This window comes from Actinacidiphila sp. bgisy145 (genome assembly GCF_057708125.1).
The window spans coordinates 25,626-41,352 of sequence record NZ_JBYIRL010000007.1 but is presented as its reverse complement, the minus strand read 5'-3'; the positions used below and the strand labels follow the sequence as shown (position 1 = coordinate 41,352).

14 protein-coding genes are annotated in these 15,727 nt (G+C 73.4%); 10 read left to right on the top strand and 4 right to left on the bottom strand.

Annotation, left to right across the window (positions count from 1 at the left end; all coding sequences use genetic code 11):
• Positions 1-34 precede the first annotated feature (34 nt).
• The 5 genes from AC3ERT_RS08465 to AC3ERT_RS08445 all read left to right on the top strand — a co-directional run bounded on the left by AC3ERT_RS08465 (position 35) and on the right by AC3ERT_RS08445 (position 4,127).
• Complete coding sequence (locus AC3ERT_RS08465; protein ID WP_335976724.1) at positions 35-766, top strand: transketolase; 732 nt, start codon at positions 35-37, stop codon at positions 764-766.
• A gap of 96 nt (positions 767-862) precedes the next feature.
• Positions 863-1,765, top strand: coding sequence for a transketolase family protein (locus tag AC3ERT_RS08460; protein WP_435173466.1), 903 nt, complete (start codon positions 863-865; stop codon positions 1,763-1,765).
• Positions 1,766-1,851: 86 nt separating this feature from the next.
• On the top strand, positions 1,852-2,493 hold the full coding sequence (locus AC3ERT_RS08455; RefSeq protein ID WP_335976719.1) for a cysteine hydrolase family protein: 642 nt from the start codon (positions 1,852-1,854) through the stop codon (positions 2,491-2,493).
• 10 nt (positions 2,494-2,503) lie between these two features.
• A complete protein-coding gene (locus tag AC3ERT_RS08450) occupies positions 2,504-3,442 on the top strand; it encodes a GlxA family transcriptional regulator (RefSeq protein ID WP_435173465.1) in 939 nt (312 codons plus the stop codon).
• A gap of 91 nt (positions 3,443-3,533) precedes the next feature.
• Positions 3,534-4,127 (top strand): DUF4291 domain-containing protein, encoded by a 594-nt coding sequence (locus AC3ERT_RS08445; protein ID WP_435131121.1) that lies wholly within the window; start codon positions 3,534-3,536, stop codon positions 4,125-4,127.
• A 530-nt stretch (positions 4,128-4,657) separates the two neighbouring features.
• On the opposite strand, the gene AC3ERT_RS08440 is transcribed toward AC3ERT_RS08445, so the two are convergent.
• From AC3ERT_RS08440 to AC3ERT_RS08425, 4 genes are read right to left on the bottom strand one after another with little or no spacing between them, the layout of a single operon-like run.
• Positions 4,658-6,745: an amylo-alpha-1,6-glucosidase gene (locus tag AC3ERT_RS08440; RefSeq protein WP_435173463.1), complete on the bottom strand. Its 2,088-nt coding sequence runs from the start codon at positions 6,743-6,745 to the stop codon at positions 4,658-4,660.
• Complete coding sequence (locus tag AC3ERT_RS08435) at positions 6,742-8,094, bottom strand: MGH1-like glycoside hydrolase domain-containing protein (protein ID WP_435131126.1); 1,353 nt, start codon at positions 8,092-8,094, stop codon at positions 6,742-6,744. The genes AC3ERT_RS08440 and AC3ERT_RS08435 overlap by 4 nt, the downstream gene beginning before the upstream one ends.
• Positions 8,091-8,891: a sugar phosphate isomerase/epimerase family protein gene (locus AC3ERT_RS08430; protein ID WP_435131128.1), complete on the bottom strand. Its 801-nt coding sequence runs from the start codon at positions 8,889-8,891 to the stop codon at positions 8,091-8,093. The genes AC3ERT_RS08435 and AC3ERT_RS08430 overlap by 4 nt, the downstream gene beginning before the upstream one ends.
• Positions 8,892-8,922: 31 nt before the next feature.
• Complete coding sequence (locus AC3ERT_RS08425; RefSeq protein ID WP_335976704.1) at positions 8,923-9,969, bottom strand: zinc-dependent alcohol dehydrogenase; 1,047 nt, start codon at positions 9,967-9,969, stop codon at positions 8,923-8,925.
• 161 nt (positions 9,970-10,130) lie between these two features.
• On the opposite strand from AC3ERT_RS08425, the gene AC3ERT_RS08420 reads away from it, so the two are divergent.
• The 5 genes from AC3ERT_RS08420 (at position 10,131) to AC3ERT_RS08400 (ending at position 15,721) form a co-directional block, all read left to right on the top strand.
• Entirely contained in the window at positions 10,131-11,552 is a 1,422-nt protein-coding gene (locus tag AC3ERT_RS08420; RefSeq protein ID WP_435173461.1) for an ABC transporter substrate-binding protein, read from the top strand.
• Positions 11,553-11,596: 44 nt separating this feature from the next.
• A complete protein-coding gene (locus AC3ERT_RS08415; RefSeq protein ID WP_435173460.1) occupies positions 11,597-12,568 on the top strand; it encodes a carbohydrate ABC transporter permease in 972 nt (323 codons plus the stop codon).
• Complete coding sequence (locus tag AC3ERT_RS08410; RefSeq protein ID WP_335976695.1) at positions 12,565-13,431, top strand: carbohydrate ABC transporter permease; 867 nt, start codon at positions 12,565-12,567, stop codon at positions 13,429-13,431. The genes AC3ERT_RS08415 and AC3ERT_RS08410 overlap by 4 nt, the downstream gene beginning before the upstream one ends.
• Before the next feature lie 22 nt (positions 13,432-13,453).
• Entirely contained in the window at positions 13,454-14,674 is a 1,221-nt protein-coding gene (locus AC3ERT_RS08405) for an ROK family transcriptional regulator (RefSeq protein ID WP_435173459.1), read from the top strand.
• 156 nt (positions 14,675-14,830) lie between these two features.
• Positions 14,831-15,721 carry a Gfo/Idh/MocA family protein gene (locus AC3ERT_RS08400; protein WP_435173457.1) on the top strand — a complete coding sequence of 297 codons (891 nt, stop codon included), beginning with the start codon at positions 14,831-14,833 and terminating at the stop codon, positions 15,719-15,721.
• Positions 15,722-15,727 lie beyond the last annotated feature (6 nt).

Here is a 15,727-nt window from a genome sequence, read left to right as displayed (position 1 = left end):
ACTTCAAGCGAGCTTGAAGTTGCACAGTCGGGGCATGACGACGACGCGAACCGCCGCGCCGGCCGCGGCGGGCCACCCCGACGGGCGGCCGTACGGCTACCAGGACCTCCAACCGCTGATGTCGCTGATGAGCGGCGACGAGAAGCACGGCCCGGCGGCCACCTCCACCCTCGACGTGCTGTGGGTGCTGTACGACCGGGTGCTGCGGGTTCGGCCGGACACCGCGGACGACCCCGGGCGGGACCGCTTCCTGCTGTCGAAGGGGCACGGCCCGATGGCGTACTACGCGGTGCTCGCCGCGAAGGGCTTCGTGCCGCGCGCGTGGCTGCCGGGCTTCGGGACGTACGACTCGCCGCTCGGGTACCACCCGGACCGGACGCTGGTGCCGGGGGTGGAGATCGGCTCGGGCTCGCTCGGGCACGGGCTGCCGCTGGCGGTCGGCAGCGCGCTCGGCCTGCGCGCGCAGGGGCGGACCGGCCCCGCGGTGTGGGCGCTGGTCGGCGACGCGGAGATGGACGAGGGCAGCAACCACGAGGCGGTGCAGTTCGCCGGGGCGGTCGGCCTGGACCGGCTGCACGTGGTGGCCGTGGACAACCAGTCGGCGACCTACGGCTGGCCCGGCGGGCTCGCCGCCCGCTTCACGATGGAGGGCTGGTCCGCGGTGACCGTGGACGGACGCGACCACGAAGCGCTGTACGAGGCGTTCACCGCGCCGCACCCGGGCCGCCCGCACGCGGTGGTCGCCCGGGTGGAACCCAAGAGCTGAGCCCGAGCGCCGATCCCGGCGCCGAGCCCGCAGCCCCCCATCCCGCAGCGCCGACCCCGCCCAGCACCCCGCCCCCTTTCCCATCGGAGCCACCCCATGGACACCATGCGTGACCGCTTCTGCACGGTCGCCGGCACCCTCCTCGACGAGGACCCGCGCCTCGCGGTCGTACTCGCCGTGATCTCCGTCGACCGCTTCAAGGACGCCGCCCAAGCCCACCCCGACCGCGTGATCGACGTCGGCATCAGGGAACAGCTCCTGGTCAGCGCGGCCGGCGGCATCGCACTGACCGGCCTGCGCCCGATCGTCCACACCTTCGCGAGCTTCCTGGTGGAGCGCCCCTTCGAACAGGTCAAGCTCGACCTGAACCACCAGGGCGCCGGCGCCGTCCTGGTGAGCGCCGGCGCCTCCTACGACGTCGCGGCGGGCGGCCGCACCCACCAGGCGCCCGGCGACGTCGCGCTGCTGGACACCCTGGACGGCTGGACCGTCCACGTGCCCGGCCACCCCGACGAGGCCGAGGCGCTGGTGCGCCACGCCGCGGCCGACGGCGACCGGCTGGTCTACGTACGCCTCAGCGAGCAGGCGAACCGCGCGCCGCGCCCGGTCGCCCCGGGCCGCTTCGAGACGGTGCGCGAGGGCCGCGCCGGCGTCGTGCTGGCGGTCGGGCCGATGCTGGACGCGGTGCTGGCGGCGACCGAGGGCCGCGACGTCACGGTGCTCTACGCCTCGACGGTACGGCCCTTCGACGCGGCGGCGGTGCGCGCTGCGGTGGGGCGTACGGCCGCCGCCGACCTGGTGCTGGTCGAGCCGTACCTCGCGGGGACCTCCGCGCCGTTCGCGGCGGACGCGCTCGCGGACCGGCCGCACCGGGTGCTGGCGCTCGGCACCCGCCGTGAGGAGCTGCGGCGCTACGGTTCCGCGCCGGAGCACATCGCCGCGCACGGCCTGGACCCGGCCGGTCTGCGCGCGCGGATCGACGGCTTCCTCCACGCGTGAGGACCCCGCGGGCCTGACCGGATCGGTCCGCTTCCCGACCCGATGGGGCCTGTCACCGGCGGGCGCCGCGCGGCCAGGATCAGCACATGACCCGTGCACTGATCGTCATCGACGTCCAGGAGTCCTTCCGCGCCCGCCCGCTGTGGCAGGCGGTCTCCGACCCGCGGATCGCCGACCGGGTGGACCGGCTGGTCGAGCTCGCCCGGCAGGCGGGCGACCTCGTGGTGTGGGTGCTGCACACCGAGCCCGGCAGCGGCGGCGTCTTCGACCCGGCGCTGGGCCACGTCCGCCTGATGGACGGGCTGCGGCGCCGGGACGACGAGCCGCTGCTCCACAAGACCGCGCACAACGCCTTCACCACCACCAACCTCCAGCAGATCCTCACCGGGCGCGGCGTGCGCGAGGTGGCCGTGTGCGGCATCCGCACCGAGCAGTGCGTGGAGACCACCGCGCGGATCGCGAGCGACTTCGGCTACCAGGTCACCTTCGTCGTCGATGCCACCGCCACCGATCCGATCCCGCACCGCGACGCGCCCGCCGGGCGGAGCGTCGCCGAACTGCTCGCGGACCCGCGGACGTTGAGCGCGCAGGAGGTCATCCGGCGGACCGAGTACGCGCTCGCCGGGCGTTTCGCCACCATCGCGACCGTCGCGGAGCTGGAAGCGGCGGCCGCGCGAACGTCCGAGGACCGGGACCCCGCCGCCGACGGCGGCGCGCACCCGGCATGATGGCCGGACCGTGAGCCGTATCGTCTTCTTCCTCGTCCCCGGCGTCCACCTGCTGGACCTGGCCGGCCCCGCGCAGGTCTTCTCCACCGCGGCGGGCTTCGGGCACCCCTGCACCCTGGAGTACGTCGCCGAGCAGCCGGTGGTCGGGACCGCGCAGGGGCTGCCGGTGGTGGCGGGGACGGAGTGGCCCGAACTCGGCCCGGCGGACCTGGTGGTGGTGCCCGGCTGGCGGTCGCCGGCCGCCGCGCAGGGCGCCCGCGGCCCGGTCGGCCCCGCCATCGGCCCGGCCGTCCTGCGGGCGCTGCGCGACCACCACGCCCGGGGCGGCACGGTGGCCGGGGTCTGCGCGGGGGCGGAGGCGCTCGGCCGGGCCGGGCTGCTCGACGGGCGCCGCTGCACCACACACCACGACGTGCAGGACGAGCTGGCCCGCCGCCACCCCGCGGCCGTGGTGGTCCGCGACGTCCTCTACGTCGCCGACGACCGGGTGGTCACCTCGGCCGGGATCGCCAGCGGCATCGACCTGGCACTGCACCTCGTCGCCACCTGGCACGGACCGGCCGCGGCCGCGCGGGTCGCCCGCGACATGGTCGTCCACACCCGGCGCAACGGCCACGAACCGCAGGCCAGCGCCATGTTCCGGCACCGGTCGCACCCGGACGACACCGTGCACCGGGCGCAGGACCTGCTCGACGCGCGGTTCGCCGAGCCGCTGCCGCTGCCGGTCCTCGCCGCGGCGGCGGGCGTCAGCGAGCGCACCCTCACCCGCCTGTTCACCCGCGCCACCGGCGGGCTCACCCCGCTGCGCTACCAGCAGGCCCTGCGCCTGGAACGCGCCGAGCACCTCATCAGCCACGGCGCCACCGCGGACGCCGCCGCCCGCGCGGTCGGCTTCGAGGACCCCCGCATGCTGCGCCGCCTGCGGTCCCGTACGGCGGCGGGCGCGTGAACCGGTAGCGCGCCGGCACGCGAACCGGTGGCGGCGCCGGGCGCCGTAAACCGGTGGCGGCCGCGGGGCGGCGGCGGTGAGGGTGGGGGACATGGCAGCACCCCGGCAGCAGATACGCGCCCTGCACACCGCCTCCACCGTGACCGTCTACCAGGCGTACGCGCCGCACATCGGCGAGCCCGCGGCGCGCGACGGCCGCTTCCCCGCGGCCTGGAAACGGGACCGGATGACGTGGATCAAGCCGTCCTTCCTGTGGATGATGTACCGCTGCGGGTGGGGTGAGAAGGAGGGCCAGGAGACCGTCCTCGCCGTCGAGATCACCCGGGAGGGCTTCGCCTGGGCGCTGGAACACGCCTGCCTGGCGCACTACGACCCCGCGCTCCACACCGACCACGGCGCCTGGCGGCGGGAGTTGAGGCGGGCCCCGGCCCGGGTCCAGTGGGACCCCGAACGCGATCTGCACCTGCGGCCGTTGCCGCACCGCTCGCTCCAACTCGGGCTCGCCGGGGAGGCCGCGCGCCGGTACGCCGACGACTGGACGGTCGGCATCACCGACGTCACCGCCCTCGCCCGCGAGGTCCACGCGCTCGTACGGCAGGGGGAGTCGGCGGCCGCGGAGGCGCTGCTGCCGCGGGAGCGGCCCTACCCGGAGGACGCGCGGCTCCTGGCCCACCTGCGCGGATGAGCGGCCGATGAGCGGCTGATGAGCCGCCGATGAGCGGCGGACGGGAGCGGTGTACCGGGCACATAAGGACCGCGCGGCGACGGCGTACGGATGTTTATGCCATCGTGACCTGACGGATGTCAGAGTGTGGCCATGAGCGTGAGAACCACGGAGGACCACAGACACCCGTTCGCACCCCTCGCCGACGCGCCCGGCGGTCGCGCCGGCCGGTTCGGCACCGAGGGCGCCGGCCAGTTGGGCGGGTCGCCCGCCGGCGCCGGGCTCATCGCCCGGATGCAGGCACTGAACAGACGATGCCGGTGAGCAGTCCCGAGCACCCACGGCTCCTACCGCCGACGGTCCCGATCACCTCCGGGCCGACCACCGCCGGCCCCGCCCCTCGCCGGTCCGGCCGCCATCGCCGCCCACCCGGGCCGACATGACGGCCCATGAACCGGTGGTGCGCAGCACGAGCCGCCGGCAGGACCCGCGCACCCGCCCACCCGTACACGCGTCCCCCGCGCACCCGCACCCCACGTATCCGCAAGCGCTCAGCCGGACTTCGGCCCCGCCGTCGCGGTGAGCAGCGCCAGCGGAGTGGCCGCGGCCCAGGCCTGGGGAGAGCAGGCGTGCGGGTAGGGAACGGGCCGGGGCTGGAGGTCACTGCCGTAGCCGGAGATGACCTCGGGCAGCCGCCATCCGTTGTGGCCGGCGGCGGCCACCAGTGCCTCGGCCACCTCGCGGGCCTCGGCGTCCAGGCCGTACGCGGCCATGCCGAGGGCGATCACCGCGTTGTCATGCGGCCAGATCCCGCCCCGGTGGTAGGACAGCGGATGGTAGGGCACCTGGCCCGCCGCGAGCGTGCGCACGCCCCAGCCGGAGAAGAAGTCCGGTTCGAGCAGCCGCCGTGCCACCCGCCGTGCCTGGTCCTCGTCGAGCATCTTCGACCAGAGCAGGTGCCCCGCGTCGGAGGCGAGGGCGTCCACCTGGCGGCCCTCGCCGTCCAGGGCGAGGGCCGGGAAGTCCGCGCCGACGAGCCAGAACTCCGCCGGGAAGCGCCGGCGCAGGTCGAGCGCCGCCGCCCGCAGCTCCCGCGCCCAGGCAGGGTCGCCCCACACGGTCTCGGCGAGCCGGGCGGTGCGGCAGAGCGCGTCGTAGGCGTAGCCCTGGGCTTCGGCGACGGCGATCGCGCCGGTCGCCTGGGTGCCGTCGGTGAAGCAGATCGCGCCCGCGGAGTCCTTCCAGTTCTGGTTGGCGAGCCCGCCGGCCTGCTCGTCGGACCGGTAGACCAGCCAACCACCGTCGTCCAGGCCCCCGTCGCGGAACATCCATGCCACGGCCGCGCGGGCGTGCTGCTCCAGTCGCCGCGCGATCGCGGTGTCCCCGGTGTGCTCGGTGTACGCCTGGAGCAGCACGAGGAAGAGCGGTGTGGCGTCCACGGAACCGTAGTAGCGGCCGTAGGGGACCTGGCCGAAGTGCGCGAGCTCGCCGTGGCGCAGCTCGTGCGGGATGCGGCCGGGCTGTTCGAGGCGTGCGGGATCGTCGCGGGTGCCCTGCGCCGCGGCGAGCGCCCGGAGGGTGTGCGCGGCGACGCAGGGCCGGTACGGAAGGCAGAAGAGCGAGGTCAGCAGTGAGTCGCGCCCGAAGAGGGTGAGGAACCAGGGAGTGCCGGCGCCCGGCACCCGCAGCGGCTCGCCGTCCGGGCCGGTCGCGGGCACCCGGAGACCGGCGATGTCGGCAAGCCCCTGCCGCACCGCGTGGGCGAGGTCGGGCCAGCCGGTCAGCCCGGCCGGCCGCGGCTCGGCGTCACGGAAGGCTGCCACCTCCCGGGCGATCCTGTCCCGTACGGCCTGCGGCCCGGTGTCTTCTTCCCCACCGGTGGCGGTGGCCCGACCGGCGTCGGGGGCAGGTGCGGCGTCGGTGGCCGCGCTGCCGGGCATCGCCCGTGCCGTCAGGTCGATCCGGGCACTGCCGTGCGGCGGGAGGTCCAGCCGCCAGCTCAGCACGCGCGCGGTGCCGGGCAGGTGGCCGGGGGCGTCCAACTCGACTCCGGCGGTGGCGTGTTCGCCCCCCGACATGTCGATGCGGTCCGCCGCCCCCGCCGGGCCCGCGGCCGTGGGCGGCGGGTCGGCGGTGACGCTGGTCGAGGCCGACCATCCGGGCTCGCGCCGGTAGCGGAAGGTCACGCCGCCGGCGTGCTCCTCCACCACCCGCGAGGCCCCGGGCTTGGCGTAGTGGCGCCGGTCCGAACGCAGCTCGAACTGGTCGGCGAAGTCGGCGTCCACGGTCAGTTCCAGTGCGGCGGTGACCGCGCGCGGCAGGTTGTTGACGACGGTCAGCCGTTCCGCCAGCACCCCGGCGGCGAGCGCCTGGTCGCGCCGGACGGTGTACGGCGACGGCTCGTCGCGGGTGCCGGGCAGCACCATCACCGCGCTCGCGTCGTCCGAGGTCAGGACGGTCAAGGCCTGTCCGCCGACGCTCAGTTGCCACCGGCTCAGATGCCGGGCGTCCCGGGCGAACAGCCCGTCCGGAGCGGCGCCCCGGCCGCCGGTGATGTCGCCGTCGGAGGCGAGGACGGCGAAGGTGCCGCCATCGACGAGGACGCGGTCACGGTCCCGGCCCGTGGATGTGCCGGTCATCGTTCCTCCCGTGGGTCGGACAGCAGGTCGAGCACCACCGCGGCGGTCCAGCTGAAGTCGCGGATGCCGCGGGCGGCCCCGGTACGGGGGTTGACGTACTCGGCGAAGCCGCTGGTCCAGGCGTCGCGCAGGATGCCCGCGCGCAGCTCGTCGGCGGCGTCGGTGCTGCCGGAGGCGTGCAGCCCGCGGTGGACGAGCCAGGCGGTGTTGAACCAACTGGGGCCGCGCCAGTAGCGGTTGGGGTCGAACCGCTCGGACGTCAGGTCGTAGCTGGGCACCATGTGCACCTGCCCGAGCTGGAAGCGCTCGCCGGTGGCGGTCGACTCAAGGGCGTCGGCGAACGGGCGCGGCAGGCCCGGGACGGCCAGCGGCAGCAGCCCGTTCACGCCGGCGACCGGCAGCAGCCGGTCGTCGTGCAGGTCGCGCGGGGCGAAGATCCGGCGTTCGTCGTCCCAGAGCCGTTCGGTCAGCACGGTGGCGAGCCGTTCCGCGCGGCGCAGGGCCGGGGCGGGGTCGGCGCCCACGGCCCGCAGGATCTCGGCGAGGGCCTGCTCGGCGGCGATCAGCAGGGCGTTGAAGCCGGGGTCCTCGACCTGGAAGGCGTGCGGGGCGGCGTCATCGTAGCCGCTGTCGCGGTAGTCACGGGCAAGCCGGACATAGCGGGCGTAGTCCAGGTCGGTCGGACGGTCGCCGGCGGCGCTGTGGTCGAGGTCCACCCGGCGGTAGGAGTCCTCGGCGGCCGGTGTGACCCGGCCGAGGGGGACGTCCCAGCAGGGGCTGTTGTCCAGACCGGGTTCCCAGGGGTGCAGGATGGCGGCCAGGCCGCGGCCGCCGAGGTCCCGGTGGTCGGCGAGGTAGCGGTGCCAGGCGTCCAGGCGCGCGGCGACCCGCGGCAGGAAGCCGCGGCGGGCGGACTCGCGCGGGTCGGCGCGGTGTACCAGCCAGGCGGCGATGGCATGCACCGGCGGCTGCACGATCCCGGAAGTCTCGGCGTGGGCGGGCGCGCCCCGGTGCCGCCCGGCGCTGGAGGACTGCCAGAAGTCGGGGCTGGGGAAGTAGGCGCCGGCCGGTACCGCCGGGTTGAAGACGATGTGCGGAACGCGGCCGTCGGCCCACTGGGCGCTCAGCAACCACTCGAGCTCCTGCTGCGCGCGGCGGGGGGAGAGGTGCCGCAGGCCGATGGCGACGAAGGCCGAGTCCCAACTCCACTGGTGGGGGTAGAGGGAACGGGACGGGACGGTGCCCCTGCCGTTCCAGTTGCCCAGCAGCACACGGGTGGCGGCGGCCCGCAGCGCCCGGTGGTCGTGGTCGGTGTCCGTGACGTCGCCGCTTTGGAGGAGGGAGGTCATCCCGCCGCCCGTCGCAGGAAGGCGGGCACCGACCGTACGGCGTCCAGCGGGTCGCCGGTCAGCCGGCACTCCGCCGCGAGCCAGCCGGTGTAGCCGGCGGCGCCGAGGGCGCCCAGCCAGGCGGGCCAGTCCAGGTGGCCGGCGCCGGGCTGGAACCGGTTGGAGTCGCTGACCTGGGCGTGCCCGATCCAGGGAGCGGCGGCCAGGATCGAAGCGGCCGGATCGGCTTCCTCGATGTTCATGTGGTAGCTGTCGATGCCGATGCGCACCGAGTCCAGCCCCACCTCGCCGATCAGGTCCACCGCCTGTTCGAGGCGGTTGACCATGTGGTCCTCGTAGCGGTTGAGGGGTTCGAGGAAGAGGGCGACCCCCTCGGCGCGGGCGTGCTCGCCGAGTTCGGTGAGCCCGGCGAGCAGCACCTCGCGGTCCTCGGCCTCGGTCCGCGGCGGCTCGAAGGGCGGCAGCCGGCGGGAGAACATGCCGTAGGAGGCGGGGGTCTGCGCGCCGAGGCCGCCGAGTTCGGCGATGACGCTCAGCTGGGACTTCATCTGCTCGATGGCGTCGCGGCGCTGCTCGGCGTCGAAGGCGCCGAGGAAGTGCAGCATGTCGACGCAGACGGTCGGCATGACGACCCCGTCGGCGAGCGCGGCGCGCAGTTCGGGCAGCCGGTCGCGGAAGTGCTGGTCGCCCTTGCCGCGCAGCTCGATGCCGTCGTAGCCGGCGGCCTGGGCGAAGTCCCACTTGGCCTGGAGGGTGTCTCCGGGCAGCAGTTGCTCCTGGCAGGCGAGTTTGAGCATGGGAGGGGGCCTTTCGGATCAGCCGGGCGGCTCAGAATTCCAGGACGACCTGGAGGGCGTCGGAGGGGCGTTCGTCGAGCAGGGCGTAGGCGTCGGCGGCGTCGGCGACCGGCACGCGGTGGCTGACCAGGGCTTCGGTGTCGACCTGGCCGCGTGCGACCAGGTTCAGGAAGGTGCGCTGGAGCCGCTCGACGTTCCAGCGGTGGGACAGCTGCGGCGGGACCCCGCCGATCTGGGAGCAGACCAGCTGGACGCGGTTGTGGTGGAACTCGTCGCCGAGCCGCAGCCCGGTGCCGTCGCCCTGGTAGAAGCCGGAGGCGACGACCCGGCCGCCGGCGGCGACCGAGCGGATCGCCTCGTGCAGGGCGGGGTAGGCGCCGCTGATCTCCACGGCGACGTCGGCGCCGCGGCCGTCGGTGAGGTCGCGGACCGCCTCGGCGACCTTGCCCGCGCGGACGTTGAGGGTGTGGGCGGCCCCGTAGTGGCGGGCGGCGGCCAGCCGGGAGTCGAGGGCGTCGACGGCGGTGACGGTCGCGCCGTTGAGCTGGGCGAGCCGGGTTGCCAGCAGGCCGATCACGCCCTGGCCGAAGACGGCGACGTCCTCGCCGAGGTGGATGTCGGCGGCGAGGACCGCGTTGTATGCGATCGCGCCGACCCGGGCGAACGCGCCGGCGAGCGGTTCCACCCCGTCGGGCAGCCGGTGGCCGATCATCCGCTCGGCCGGAACCAGGCCCTCGCTGCGGTGGCCCCAGATCCCCCAGACCAGGTCGCCCGGCTCGGGCAGGTCCGGCGTTCCGGCGAGCTCGGGGGAGACCTCGACGACCTCGCCCACCTCGGAGTAGCCCCAGCCGGCCACCGGATAGGAGATGCCCGCCACGTCGTCGTGGAACAGCCGCTGCTCGGCGTCCCAGGTGCGGGTCAGGTACGGGTTCGTGCCGCGGTAGGCGGTCAGTTCGGTGCCCGCGGAGATGCCGGAGAAGCGGGTGCGGACCCGCAGATGGCCCGGTGGAAGTGCCTCCGGGGCGACGTCCGCGACCTCGACGGTGCGGGGGCCGGTGAACTGGACGATGCGTTCCACGTTGACTCCGGAGCTGCTGCGGGATGCGTGCCATGAACCGTCGGATGACGCTGGCTTGTGTCGAAGATATCTCAGACTTAAGTCTTGTCAACAAGTAAAAGTGGTGGTGTTATGCAACACGACGTTGACGCAAGGCGGGCAAGTGAGGACGGTTCATGCACATGAGGTCCCTCGGAGGCATCGGCGGCGGCCGAGGCAGAAGCAGGTGCCTGGCGGCCGGTACCGCGGCGGCGCTCGGTATCGGGCTGCTGGCGGGATGCTCCGGCCAGAGCCCGGGGCCGCACGCGGGCAGGACCCTCACGGTCTGGAGTGAGGAGAACCTGCCGGCCCGGATGGCGGCGACGCAGAAGCTCGTCGACACCTTCGAGAAGCAGACCGGATACAAGGTCAAGCTGGTGGGCATCGACGAGAGCCAGCTGCCCCAGCTCGTGGAGTCCGCCGCCGCGGCCGGCAAGCTGCCCGACGTGATGGGCGGCATCCCGCTCGCCCCGATCTGGCAGATGTACAGCAACGGCCTGATCGACACCGACGCCACCGCCAAGGTGCTCGACAACCTGGGGCGCTCCACCTTCAACGCCAACGCGCTCAAGCTGACGAGCGACGGCGGCAAGGCCCTGTCGGTGCCCAGCGACTCCTGGCAGCAGATCCTCGTCTACCGCAAGGACCTCTTCGCCAAGGCCCACCTGCCGGTGCCGGACACCTACGACGCGATCCTCAAGGCCGCGCGGACGCTCAACAAGGGCTCGATGAACGGCATCTCGCTGGCCACCGACCCCAAGGACGCCTTCACCCAGCAGAGCTTCGAGGACTTCGCGGTCGCCGGCGGCTGCCAGCTGACCGACTCCGGCGGTGACGTCGCGCTGGACAGCCCCGCCTGCGTGAAGGCGTTCAAGACCTACGACGACCTCGCCAAAACCGGTCCCGAGGGCACCCAGACCGTCGACACCACCCGCGCCACCTACCAGGCCGGCCAGTCGGCGATGGTGGTGTGGTCCACCTACCTGATGGACTCCCTCGCCGGCCTGCGCGACGACGTCCTGCCCAACTGCCCGCAGTGCAAGGGCGACCCGACCTTCCTGTCGAAGAACTCCGGCATCGTCACCGCGATCAAGGGCTCCGCCGGCTCCTCCTCCGCCCAGTTCGGCGAGATCTCCTCCTGGACCGTCACCAAGACCGCCAACACGCTCGGGGCCGAGAAGTTCATCCAGTTCATGATGTCCAGCGGCTACGAGGGCTGGCTCGGCATGGAACCCGAGGGCAAGATCCCGGTCCGTGACGGCACCGCCGCCGAACCGCAGAAGTACGTCACCGACTGGCGCGGCATGAAGATCGGGGTCAGCCGGACCGAGCCGATGAACCGGCTCTTCCCGGCTGCCTTCCTCGACCAGCTGCTCGCCGGCGTCACCAACATGCAGCGCTGGGGCATCACCCAGGGCCAGGGCGCACTGGTCGGCGCGACCGAGGGCTCGCTGCCGGTGCCCCAGGCCATCGGTTCCATGACCGGCGGGGACGGCACCTCGCCGAAGGACGCGGCCAAGCAGGCGAACGACGCGGTGTCCGCCCTGAAGAAGACGCTGCTGTGACCGGCAGCACCCTCACACCCGAGGCAGCACCTGAGGAAGCGCACATGAGCACATCCACCGCCGGCGGCCGCCGACGGTCCACCCCGTCGGAACGCGCCGAGAACCGGGCCGGGCTGGCCTTCGTGTCGCCCACGCTGCTGGTCGTCCTGGTGATCGTCGTCGTGCCGATCATCTGGACCGTCCTGCTCGCCTTCCAGCACGCGAAGCTGATCGACCTCCAGGGCATGGGCCTGTTCGGCAACTGGACGTCGCACAACTTCGAGCAGGTCTTCACCGCGCCCGGCTTCTGGAGCTCGCTGACCACCACCCTCATCTACACCGTGGGCGGCACCGTCGGCTCCATCGTGCTCGGTCTGATCGCCGCGCTCGCCCTGCGCCGCCCGTTCCGCGGCCGGGGAGTGGTCCGCAGCACCATGCTGCTGCCCTACGTCGCCCCGGTTGTCGCGGTCACCTTCGTATGGGAGACCGCGCTCAGCCCGCAGACCGGCATCATCAACAACTGGGGCACGCACGTGTTCGGTTGGCGCAAGCCGATCGCGTTCCTGTCCACCAGTTCCTACCCGGTGGACCTGCTCGGCTGGCACCTGCACCTGCCGCTCGCCCTGCTGACCGTGGTCGCCTTCGAGATCTGGCGGTACTTCCCGTTCGCTTTCCTCTTCCTGCTGGCCCGCCTCCAGGCGGTCCCGGCCGGCATCGAGGAGGCCGCCGAGGTCGACGGCGCCACCCTCACCCAGCGGTTCCGGCACATCCTGCTGCCGCAGCTGATGCCGGTGATCGCGCTGCTGTCCGTGCTGCGCTTCATCATGACCTTCAACAAGTTCGACGACATCTACCTGCTCACCGGCGGCAACTCCGGTACCGAGGTGGTCTCGGTGCGGGTCTACAACTTCCTGACCGCCAGCTACGACGTCGGCGCCGCCGCCGCGCAGGCACTCGTCCTGGCCGTCATCCTCATGGTGCTGCTCGGCATCTACTTCGGGTTCTTCGCCAAGCGTGTACAGGAGGAGCAGGCATGAGCCGGGCACAGTTCGAGGATCGGCTCTTCGGCACGCTGCGGTGGGTGGTCATCGCGGCGCTGCTGGTGGCGACGCTCTTCCCCTTCTACTACATGGTGATGCTCTCCTTCCGGCCCACCGGACAGCTACTGCTGCACCCGGGGTCGCTGTGGGTGCCGCTGCACGAGATCACCGTCAGCACCTACAAGACCATCCTGGAGCCGACCTCCAAGGGCGGTCAGGGCCTGCTCGGCATGCTGCGCAACTCCGCCCTGGTCTCCCTGGGCACGGTGGTGCTCACGCTGGCCGCCGCGGTCCCCGGCGCCTGGGCGATCAGCCGGCTGAAGTTCGTCGGCAGCCGCCAGATCAGCGCGCTGTTCCTGGCGGTGTACCTCTTCCCGGCGACCCTGCTCGCGGTCCCGCTCTTCGTGATGTTCGCCAAGATCGGCCTCCAGGGCAGCCTGGTGGGGCTGGCCGTGGTCTACATCGCCCAGACCGTGCCGGTGTCGATCTACATGCTGAAGAACTACTTCACCACCGTGCCGGTGAGCATCGAGGAGGCCGCCGCCCTCGACGGCTGCTCGCGGCTGCGCATCCTGTGGCGGGTGGTCCTCCCGCTGGCGGCGCCCTCGCTGATGGCGACCGGGCTGTACGTCTTCATGATCGCCTGGAACGAGTTCCTCTTCGCGCTGCTGTTCCTCGCCGCCACCCCCGCCAAGTGGACGGTCTCGCTCGGACTTTCGCAGATGAACAACGCCATCGAGGTCCCCACCACGGTTCTCATGGCGGGTTCGGTGGTGCTCACCATCCCCGTGATAGTCCTGTTCTACGCTGCTGAGCGGTTCCTCACCGAGGGACTGACCACCGGCGCCGACAAGAGCTGAGACCATGAGGAGATCCCACCCGATGGCCCAGACGGCCGCGCCGCGGACCACCGCCGGCCACTTGCTGGAACTCATCCGCACCGGCCAGGCCGGCACCCGGGGAGAGCTCCTGAGTCTCACCGGTCTGTCCCGTTCCACCGTCGGCCATCGGCTCGACCAGCTGTTCGCCGCCGGCTGGGTGGCCTCCGCCCCGGGCCAACTGTCCACCGGTGGACGGCCGTCGGTGCGCCTCACCTTCGACACCACCCACGCGGTGGTGCTCGCCGCCGACCTCGACACCAGCCAGGCGCACGCCGCGGTGCTCGACCTGGCCGGCGCGGTGCTCGCCGAGCGGCGGGGCGAACTGCGGGTGGCCGACGGGCCGGAGACGGTGCTGGACACCCTCGCCGACTGGTTCACCGGTCTGCTCGACGGCCTCGGCGCCGCCGCGTCGAAGGTATGCGGTGTGGGCCTGTCGGTGCCCGGACCGGTCGAGTTCAACACCGGCCTGGTCATCCGGCCCCCGATCATGCCCGGTTGGGACGGCTACCCGATCCGGGACCGGATGCGCGCCGCGCTCGCGGAGCGCGCCGGCACCGAGCCGCTGCTGCCGGTGCTGCTCGACAACGACGCCAACCTGATGGCACTGGGCGAGCAGCGCGCGGACTGGCCGGACTGCTCGACCTTCATGCTGGTCAAGGTCTCCACGGGGATCGGCGCCGGCGTGGTGATCGACGGCCAGGCGTTCCGCGGCATCGACGGCGGCGCCGGCGACCTCGGCCACATCCGCCTGCACGACCAGCCGGACGCCCGCTGCATGTGCGGCTCCTACGGCTGCCTGGCGGCCGTCGCCAGTGGGAGGGCGGTGGCCGGGCAGCTCTCCGGACTGGGTGTCGCGGCCGAGTCGGGCACCGACGTACGCGAACTGCTCGACGCCGGGCAGCCCGACGCGGTACGGCTGGCCCGCGAGGCCGGCCAGCGCTGCGGCGAGGTGCTGGCCACCGCCGTCACCCTGCTCAACCCCGGCGTGCTGATGATCGCCGGCGACCTCGCCGAGACCCACTTCCTCACCGGGGTACGGGAGGTGCTCTACCAGCGCGCGCTGCCGCGCTCCACCCGCAGCCTCCAGATCGTCACCTCGCGACTCGGCGACCGGGCCGCGCTGGCCGGAGCGGCCGCCACCGTCGTGGAGCACCTCTACGCGCCGGAACAGGCCGACCTGCGCCTGGCGGCCACCCTCGCCGACCAGCCCGCCACTACCTGACCCTGCCCCCTGCCCTCTGACCCTGCCGTCGCTGTCCGGCACCGGCCGGCCTTCGACACGGCCTGCGGGACGACCTGACCACGGGTACGGACCCGACCACGGGTACGACCCGGCCTCCGGCGCCGCGGACCCACGACCCCTCCCGGGAGAACCACCGTGCACTCCACCGCCCCCGACCCGGTCCGGGTCGGACTGATCGGAGCCGGACCGTGGGCGCGCGACATGCACGCCCCCATGCTGGCCGCCGGGCCCCAGACCAACCTGACAGCCGTCTGGGCCCGGCGGCCTGAAGCCGCCGCCGAACTGGCCGCCGCCCACAGGGCGGTCGCCGCCACCAGCATCGACGAGCTCTTCGACAGCTGCGAGGCGGTGGCCTTCGCGGTGCCGCCGGCCGTGCAGGCCGAGCTCGCCGTACGCGCGGCCCGCGCCGGAAAGCCACTGCTGCTGGACAAGCCGCTGGGTGCCGACCTGGCCGCGGCCAGGTCGGTGGCCGACGCGGTCGCCGAGGCCGGCGTGGTCTCGCAGATGGTCCTCACCAAGCGCTACCACCCGGCGACCCGCGCCTTCCTGGACCGGGCTCGGGACCTGACGCCGACCGGGGCGCGCTCCTGCTACCTGCACGGCGCCTTCCTCGGCGGCGAGATGGCCACCGGCTGGCGGCTGACCGAGGGCGCGCTGCTGGACCTCGGCCCGCACCTGCTCGACCTGCTCGACACGGCGCTCGGCCCGATCGTCTCCGTACGGGCCACCGGCGACCCCCGCCGCTGGGTGGAACTGGCCTGCGTGCATGACGACGGCGCGGTCAGCCAGGCGTCACTGTCCGGTGCGGTACGGCTGCCGCGCGCCCGGACCCGCGTCGAGCTCTTCGGAGCCGACGAGGAAGTGGTGTGGGACAGCAACGGCGCCGGCCACCAGGAGAGCTGGCCCCTGCTGCGCGCGGAGTTCGCCGCCGCCGTACGCTCCGGCGTCCCCGGCCCGCTCGACGCGGCGCGCGGGCTGCGCCTTCAGGAACTGATCGCGATGGCGAAAGCCGACCTCTCGGCGTGACCCGCG

Bases quoted from the DNA above. Each gene is read 5' to 3' on its own strand.
- AC3ERT_RS08460 (WP_435173466.1), top strand. From the start codon at position 863: ATGGACACCATGCGTGACCGCTTCTGCACGGTCGCCGGCACCCTCCTC.
- AC3ERT_RS08465 (WP_335976724.1), top strand. From the start codon at position 35: ATGACGACGACGCGAACCGCCGCGCCGGCCGCGGCGGGCCACCCCGAC.
- AC3ERT_RS08420 (WP_435173461.1), top strand. From the start codon at position 10,131: ATGAGGTCCCTCGGAGGCATCGGCGGCGGCCGAGGCAGAAGCAGGTGC.
- AC3ERT_RS08430 (WP_435131128.1), bottom strand. From the start codon at position 8,891: ATGCTCAAACTCGCCTGCCAGGAGCAACTGCTGCCCGGAGACACCCTC.
- AC3ERT_RS08445 (WP_435131121.1), top strand. From the start codon at position 3,534: ATGGCAGCACCCCGGCAGCAGATACGCGCCCTGCACACCGCCTCCACC.
- AC3ERT_RS08410 (WP_335976695.1), top strand. From the start codon at position 12,565: ATGAGCCGGGCACAGTTCGAGGATCGGCTCTTCGGCACGCTGCGGTGG.
- AC3ERT_RS08440 (WP_435173463.1), bottom strand. From the start codon at position 6,745: ATGACCGGCACATCCACGGGCCGGGACCGTGACCGCGTCCTCGTCGAT.
- AC3ERT_RS08415 (WP_435173460.1), top strand. From the start codon at position 11,597: ATGAGCACATCCACCGCCGGCGGCCGCCGACGGTCCACCCCGTCGGAA.
- AC3ERT_RS08405 (WP_435173459.1), top strand. From the start codon at position 13,454: ATGGCCCAGACGGCCGCGCCGCGGACCACCGCCGGCCACTTGCTGGAA.
- AC3ERT_RS08435 (WP_435131126.1), bottom strand. From the start codon at position 8,094: ATGACCTCCCTCCTCCAAAGCGGCGACGTCACGGACACCGACCACGAC.
- AC3ERT_RS08455 (WP_335976719.1), top strand. From the start codon at position 1,852: ATGACCCGTGCACTGATCGTCATCGACGTCCAGGAGTCCTTCCGCGCC.